Origin of the sequence: Streptomyces sp. C (genome assembly GCF_000158895.1) — a bacterium.
Lineage (GTDB): Bacteria > Actinomycetota > Actinomycetes > Streptomycetales > Streptomycetaceae > Streptomyces > Streptomyces racemochromogenes.
Genome location: NZ_GG657750.1, coordinates 938,838 through 945,848, shown reverse-complemented (window position 1 = coordinate 945,848; position 7,011 = coordinate 938,838). Strand labels below are relative to the sequence as shown.

The window sequence follows — 7,011 nt, the reverse complement described above, 5'->3', positions numbered from 1 at the left end:
CGGGCCAGGGTGACCGCGCGGAACCAGGCGGGCCAGCCCGTCACCTCGTCCGCGAGCGCCCGGTACACGGCCTCGGGCGGGGCCGCGGCCCGGGCCGTGAAGGCCAGCCGGGTCGGGGCGTGCTCGATGAAGTCCAGCCCCACGGGGCGGAGTCGGCGGGCCATGGCGTTACCCCCTGGGGTGCGTCTGCTGCGGCGCCGCGCGGGTGCGCGCCGCGCCACCATAACTGACTCCTTGTCAGAAGTCCCCGCCGGGCGGCGGATCAGCACTCCGCCGGCAGCGCAGGCAGGTCCTCCGGGAACAGCAGGGTGAGCTCGTCCGTGCCCGGGTCGGCCAGCTGCGCCACCCGTCCCGCGTGCCGCTCCACCATCGCCTCGAAGGTCTGGCGGGCGGTCCGGCCGTTGCCGAAGGCCGGGCCCTTGGGCAGCTCCGTGAAGTACTTCAGCAGGGCCTCCCCGGTGCCCTCGCCGAGCCGGTACTCGTGCTCCTCCGCCTGCTGCTCCACGATCCGCAGCAGCTCCTGCGGCCCGTAGTCCCCGAAGGTGATGGTGCGGGAGAACCGCGAAGCCACCCCCGGGTTGACCGTCAGGAACCGCTCCATCTCCTCCGTGTACCCGGCGACGATCACCACCACCGCGTCCCGGTGGTCCTCCATCAGCTTCACCAGCGTGTCGATCGCCTCGCGCCCGAAGTCCCGGCCCGAGTCCTCCGGCGCCAGCGCGTACGCCTCGTCGATGAACAGCACCCCGCCCCGCGCCCGGTCGAAGGCCTCCTGCGTACGGATCGCCGTCGACCCGATGTGCTCGCCGACCAGGTCCACCCTCGACACCTCGACCAGGTGGCCGCGCTCCAGCACCCCGAGGGCGGCCAGGATCTCCCCGTACAGGCGGGCGACCGTGGTCTTGCCCGTGCCGGGGGAGCCCGTGAAGACCAGGTGCCGGCGCACCGAAGCCGCCTTCAGGCCCGCCTGCTGCCGGCGCCGCCCGACCTCGATCATGTCGGTGAGGGCCCGCACCTCGCGCTTGACGCTGTCCAGCCCGACCAGCGCGTCGAGCTGCCCCAGCACCTCGCCCGAGCCCCGCGCGGCTCCCGCCCCGGCCGGGGCCGGCACGGCCTGCGCGGCGGCGGAGCTCCCGGCCCCGGTGCCGGTTTCGGCTCCGGCCCCGGCGTCCGGCCCGGCCCCGGTCCGGGAGGCCGGCACCCGGTCCGCCGGATGCCCCGCGGAGTCCCGCGCGGCCGTGGCCGTACGCGGACCCGTGCCGCCGGGCCGCGCCCCCGCGAGCACACCGCCGGCGGCCCCCGCCGCCGGGCCCGTACCGTCCTCGTCACCGGTGCAGCCCTCGGCGAGCGGGCCGTCCTCCGCGAACTCGTAGCCCCCGCGCGCGCACCGCTCGGTGTGGCACCGGGTCAGGGTCGTGCGGCAGCCGTCGATGACGTGGAAGCCGAAACCGGAACTGCCCGTCACCCGGCAGGCCGTGAAGGTCCCCCGGCCGCCCGCCGACACGTAGAACCCGGCCTCGGCGGCGGAGGTGACCGTGCACCGCTCCAGGACCGGATCGGCCCCCTTGGTGACGATCACACCCGTCTGCACGGCGTCGACGGTGCAGTTGGCGAGGGACCCGCCGCTGCCGTGGTCGCGGAACCACGCCCCGGTGCCCGCCTCCCGGATCCGGCAGTCGTCGAGCTGCGCGCTCGCCCCGTCGCTCACCGAGACGGCCGTGTTGCGCACCTGTGAGAGGTCGCTGTCGACCACGTCCACCCGCGAGCCGCGGTCCAGCACGAACAGCGCGTCCGGCACGTCGTGCAGCCGGCAGGACTCCAGCGAGGCGGTGGCCCCGTCGCTGACCCACACCGCCGGATAGTCGCCCGTACTGTCGTGGATCTCGCATGACTCGGCGTCGACCCGCGTCCCCGGGTCCCACACCGACAGGCCGTTGCGCCCGAACCGGCGGACCGTGGTGCGGCTGAGGGTGAGCACCGAACGGGAGCGCAGGTCGACGGCGTTCTCCGGGATGTCGTGGATGTCGCAGCCGGTGAGCGTCAGCACCGCGTCCGTGTCGAGGGTGACCCCGTCGGCGGACGTGCGGTGCACCGCGCAGTCGGTCAGCCGGGCCGCGGCCCGCGCGGCGACCTGCACACCCGTGCCCTTGACCTCGTACACCTCGCAGCCGAGCGCCTCCAGCCCCGAGCCCTCACCGGTGACCGCGATGCCCGCGCCGACGGCGTGGTGGATCCGGCAGCGCTCCAGGCGCGGGTGCCCGCCGCGCACCGAGACCCCGGCCTGCCCGGCGACGACCACCTCGCACTCCTCGAACACCCCGCCGCCGCCGTCCAGGACGGAGATCCCGACCCCGGCCGGATTCTCCACCGTGCACCGGCGCACCAGGGGCCGGGCCCCGCCGCGCACCTCGATCCCGGACGCCGAACGGGTGTGCACGCGCAGGTCGGTGAGCTCGGGCGAGCCCTCCTCGACCAGCAGCGCGGGCGCCGCCCGGTCCGCGCCCTCCAGGTACAGGTCCTGGACCACGGCGGAGGCGCGCACGGTCAGCGCGATCCCGTCGAGCGGGGCGATGCGCACCGACCCGGCGACCGAGCCCTCGGGCCCGCGCAGGGTGACGGCATGACGCAGGACCAGGTTCTCCCGGTAGGTACCGGGGGCGATGGACAGCACGTCCCCGTCGACCGCCGCGGCGAGCGCGGCGGTCAGCGTCGGATACTCCCCGGAACGCCGCCGCCACCGCGAGGTCCCGCCGTGCGTCACCTGGACCGTGCCCTGAACCATCGTGCTGTCGTGCCCCCACCCTGGTACTCGCGCTGCCGGACCCGCGGCAGCGACCGGGGAGCCGGGAGCGACCGAAGAGACCGAAGAGACCTGAGCGACCCGGCCTCCGGCTCCACGGTAGCGCGCGAGGGGCCGGTGAGTGGCCAGGTCAACTGCCCGCGCCCGCCCGGCCCCAGTCCGGTCCCGCCGCCGCCCACGCCCGGTCCAGACGCGTGTACCGCCGATGCATGAGCCGGCGTACGACCAGCCGCCGGACCGTCTCCGCCAGCGCGGCCGCGGTGAGCGCGGCGGCCAGGCCCGCGGCACCCGCGTGGAACGAGGCGGCGGTGGGGTCGAGGGGCTGCCCCACGAGCCGGCCCCGGATGTCGGTCCATATCCGGAACCGGTCGCCCGCCCGTGGCGGTTCCTCCGCCGCCGGAACCGTGCCCTCGTGGCTGCTGCCGTCGGGCGCGGTCCACGCGGCCACGATCCGCGTCCGCTCGGGCGCCTGCCGCTGCGCCGACGGATCGGCCGCGCCCGGTGCGGGCCGCACGACCACCGCCGGGACCAGGTACCGCTCGTGCCGCTGCTCGCTCGCCGCCCGCTGCAGGGTCCCGTCCACCTGGAGGCCCGCCACCCAGCCGACGGCCGGCGCCACCAGCAGGACGCACACCAGCGCGGCGAACGCCACCCACGCCTCGAGGAGATCGGTCGTCCTGCGCAGCGGATTGCGCCGCCAACGCCATACACCCATTGCTGTCCGCACGGTCCGGCTCCCCCTGCCCCATGCCCGGTCTACGTCTTCGTCTGCCGTCCTGAATGCTCCAACGGCCCCGTGCGGCCCGTTGGTTCCAGTGGACGCCACGAGCCCCTCGAAGGTGTCATTCCGTCTGCCCGCCGTGGTCAGCGGCGGGGTCGGGACCTCCGGATGCGGCGGCCGCGCTCACTCCAGGACGCGCACCTCGTCGCCCACCCGGACCGTGCCCGTGACGACCGGCACCAGCTGGCGTCCGAAGGCCAGCGACTTCCCGATCCGCCGGTGCCGGGCCAGGGTCTTCAGCGGCTCCCGCCCGCGCTCGGACGTGTGCTGGTCGGTGGTGGTCACGATGCAGCGGCCGCATTCGCGCACCCCGCGGAAGACCGCGTCGCCGATCGCGATGCGCCGCCAGCCGTCCTCGGCCCAGGGGGCCGCGGGACCGCCGACCACCAGATTGGGCCGGAAGCGGTTCATGGGCAGCGGGCCCTCCTCCGGGTGGTCGCCCTGGGCGATCAGCTCGTTGAGGGCGTCCAGCGAGGCGCTGGTGGCCAGCAGCAGGGGGTAGGCGTCGGCGAGGCTGACGGTCTCCCCGGGCAGGGCGTAGTCGGGGTCCACGGGCCGCCGGACGGCCGGGTCGTCCATGTGCACGAGGCGTGCGGGCTGCCCGAGGTAGGCGGTGAACCACTCGGCGGCGGCGGACGCCGCGACCACCGTCTCGATCTTCTTGCCGAAGAGCACGACCGGCTCCAGCGGGCCGGGCTCCGGAACCTCCACGACGAGGCCGGGCATGCCCGGTCCCGACAGCTCGATCCGCCCGCCCGGCAGCGGACGCGCGGCGGCCAACGCCAGCCGCGCCTGCTGGCGTTGGGTGATGACCGCGCCCGTCGTGTCGATCACGGCCCAGCGGCGGTCCCCGGCCGGTCCCCATGGCTCCACGACGATCTCGTCGGGTGCGGTCCCCGCCACCGACTTGACGGGGTGGACGTGCAGCGACTGGACGTACAAGTTCGACATGGGGGCATTGTGACAGCTGACCCGCCGGCCCCCGCCGGCCCCCTGACGACCGCGTGCACGGTGCGCGGGACGCCGGCGGAGTCAGCGCCGGCGTCAGCCGGGGTCAGTAGGCGCCCTGCTGGTACGGGCGGCCGTACGGGTCCTCGTACGAGGGCACGCCCGCCGCGGAGGCCACCGGCGCCATGGTGGGGGCCATCGTGGGGGTCATCGGCGCCACCGGAGCCATGGGGGCCATGGGGGCCATGCCCCCCATGGGCGACATCGGGCGCGGAGCCGCCGGGCGCATGGCCTCGTACCCGGTGCCCATGGCGGCCGGACGGGGCTGCTGGGGCTGCGGCTGGGGCACGTACCCGGCCCGGGCCGCGACCTGCTGCTGCGGGATGTACGGGGCGGGCGCGTGCTGAAGCGGAACCGGCATCTGCTGCGGCTGCGGAGCCGCCTGCTGCGGATACCCGTAGCCGTACGAGGGCGCCGGCAGCTGCGGTGCGGCGGGCGGCAGGGCGGGCATGGACGAGGCGAGGGCCGGCAGGAAACCACCGCTCGAGTAACCGGCACTGGGGGATTCGTAGGCGGCCGGAACGCGGATCGGGGCGATCTGCGGAGTACCCCGCTCGGCGACGAGGGAGTCGTAGATGGGGGTGTCCGGGAAGGAGGGCGCGGAGTAGTAACCGCCGCCATAAGTGGAGCGGGGGGAGGTCATGGGAGACAAGTTAAGCCCACGGCTTCACCGGGTCCATAGCCAGGTGGCGCCAACACCGCGCTGACCTGCATATTCGCAGGTCAGCGCCACAGCTTTCACTAGACGTTCACCTGCACGATTCGTCACTTCCGCCCCGTCTTGCTGCCACTCGTACTCGCCGGTTGGCCTTTGCACGCACTTCGCGCTGACGCTCCGTCACAACGCGGTGACCTCGGATGACGTCCCCTCAGACGGGAGAATTCCGCGCCCGCGCCGCCCGGCCGGTTTCAGGCGTCGCTGGGACGGGCATAGGTACGGCCCTTCCAGGCGGCCCCGCGTCCCCGGTAGTGCTGGACGGCGGAGTCGACGGTCATCAGCAGGTAGAGCAGCGCGGTGAACGGCAGCAGCGGGGCGAGCGCGGCCGGCTGCCGGTAGTAGCGCAGCATCGGCAGGTAGGTCCCCGCCATCAGCAGCCAGGCGAGACCCCCGGCCCAGGCCGTGGCGGCGCTCCCGGCCGAGGGCCGGCCCGCCAGCCCCGCGAACAGGGCCGCCGGCGGGACCAGGTACACCAGCGCCAGCCCCGCCACCGTCCCGGCCAGCAGCAGCGGCTGGTGGCGGAGTTGGGCGTACGCGCTGCGCGACACCATCCGCCACAGGTCCCCGAGGGCGGGGTACGGGCGCACGCTGTCCACGCGCTCCGCCAGCCCCAGCCAGATCCGCCCGCCCGAGCGCTGGACGGCGCGGGCGAGGGAGACGTCGTCGATGACGGCCTGCCGGATCGAGTCCGGGATCCCCGCCCGGACGGCCGCGTCGGTCCGCAGCAGCACGCAGCCGCCGGCCGCCGCGGCCGTCCGGGAGGCAGGGCGGTTGATCCGGCGGAAGGGGTACAGCTGCGCGAAGAAGTACACGAAGGCGGGTACGACGAGCCGCTCCCAGAAGCCGGCCGTCCGCAGCCGGGCCATCTGGGAGACGAGGTCGAGGCCGGCGCTGGTCGCGGCGGCGACCAGCTCGCGCAGGCTGTCGGGTTCGTGCGCGATGTCGGCGTCGGTGAGCAGCAGGTACTCGGGCCCCCCGGCCGCGGCGGTACGGGCCTCGCCGATGCCGTGCCGCAGCGCCCAGAGCTTGCCGGTCCAGCCGGGCGGCGGGTCCCCCGGCGAGACGACGGAGAGGGGGAGGCCCGGCTGCTCGGCGGCCAGGCGGCGGGCGAGGGCGGCCGTGCCGTCGGTGCTGCCGTCGTCGACCAGGACGATCCGCGCCTCGCCGGGATAGTCCTGGGCGAGGAGCGAGGGCAGGCTCAGCGGGAGCACCCCGGCCTCGTCCCTGGCCGGGACCACGATGGCCACGGAGGGCCAGCGGGCGGGGGCCGTGCGCGGGGGGAGGCGGACGTCGGTGCGCCAGAACATGCCCTGGGCGAGGGTCAGCCAGAGCCAGGCGGCGAGGGACGAGCAGGCGGCGATGAGGAGGCCCATGGCGGCAGTGTGGCCGAAGCGGCGGGGCGTGTCCCGGTCTTCCGGGCGAGTCGGACGGAGAGTCGCGGCACGCGCCGGACCGGGCGGGCGCCGGGCCGGGTGGGCCGGGCAGGCGGGCGGGTCGGGCGCGCCGGGCGGGGCGGTCCGGGGCGGGGCAGGGCCGGCGCGCGCCCGGGTGGCCCGGGTCGGGTTCGCGGGGCGGGGATCGTGGGCGGGACGGGCGCGTCGACTAAAGTGACCGGGTGAAGATCGCGCTCATGGACTCGGGAATCGGCCTCCTCGCTGCGGCCGCCGCGACGCGTCGGCTGCGGCCCGACGCCGATCTGGTGCT

General features: G+C 75.4%; 5 protein-coding genes and 1 pseudogene. 1 reads left to right on the top strand and 5 read right to left on the bottom strand.

Translation table 11 applies throughout. The features are described from left to right. Nucleotides 1-262: 262 nt before the first annotated feature. The 5 genes from SSNG_RS04165 to SSNG_RS04145 all read right to left on the bottom strand — a co-directional run bounded on the left by SSNG_RS04165 (nucleotide 263) and on the right by SSNG_RS04145 (nucleotide 6,680). Complete coding sequence (locus tag SSNG_RS04165; protein ID WP_007262549.1) at nucleotides 263-2,782, bottom strand: right-handed parallel beta-helix repeat-containing protein; 2,520 nt, start codon at nucleotides 2,780-2,782, stop codon at nucleotides 263-265. A 148-nt stretch (nucleotides 2,783-2,930) separates the two neighbouring features. Further along, nucleotides 2,931-3,527, bottom strand: a complete 597-nt coding sequence (locus tag SSNG_RS04160; protein WP_007262548.1) for a hypothetical protein — start codon at nucleotides 3,525-3,527, stop codon at nucleotides 2,931-2,933. A gap of 177 nt (nucleotides 3,528-3,704) precedes the next feature. Further along, complete coding sequence (locus SSNG_RS04155; RefSeq protein ID WP_007262547.1) at nucleotides 3,705-4,532, bottom strand: MOSC N-terminal beta barrel domain-containing protein; 828 nt, start codon at nucleotides 4,530-4,532, stop codon at nucleotides 3,705-3,707. A gap of 103 nt (nucleotides 4,533-4,635) precedes the next feature. After that, a complete protein-coding gene (locus tag SSNG_RS04150; protein WP_007262546.1) occupies nucleotides 4,636-5,232 on the bottom strand; it encodes a DUF6643 family protein in 597 nt (198 codons plus the stop codon). A gap of 266 nt (nucleotides 5,233-5,498) precedes the next feature. Next, nucleotides 5,499-6,680, bottom strand: coding sequence for a glycosyltransferase (locus SSNG_RS04145; RefSeq protein WP_007262545.1), 1,182 nt, complete (start codon nucleotides 6,678-6,680; stop codon nucleotides 5,499-5,501). Nucleotides 6,681-6,922: 242 nt separating this feature from the next. Between SSNG_RS04145 and SSNG_RS43470 the strand changes: the two are divergent. Further along, nucleotides 6,923-7,011 (top strand): annotated as a pseudogene (locus SSNG_RS43470) (glutamate racemase); the annotation flags it as partial.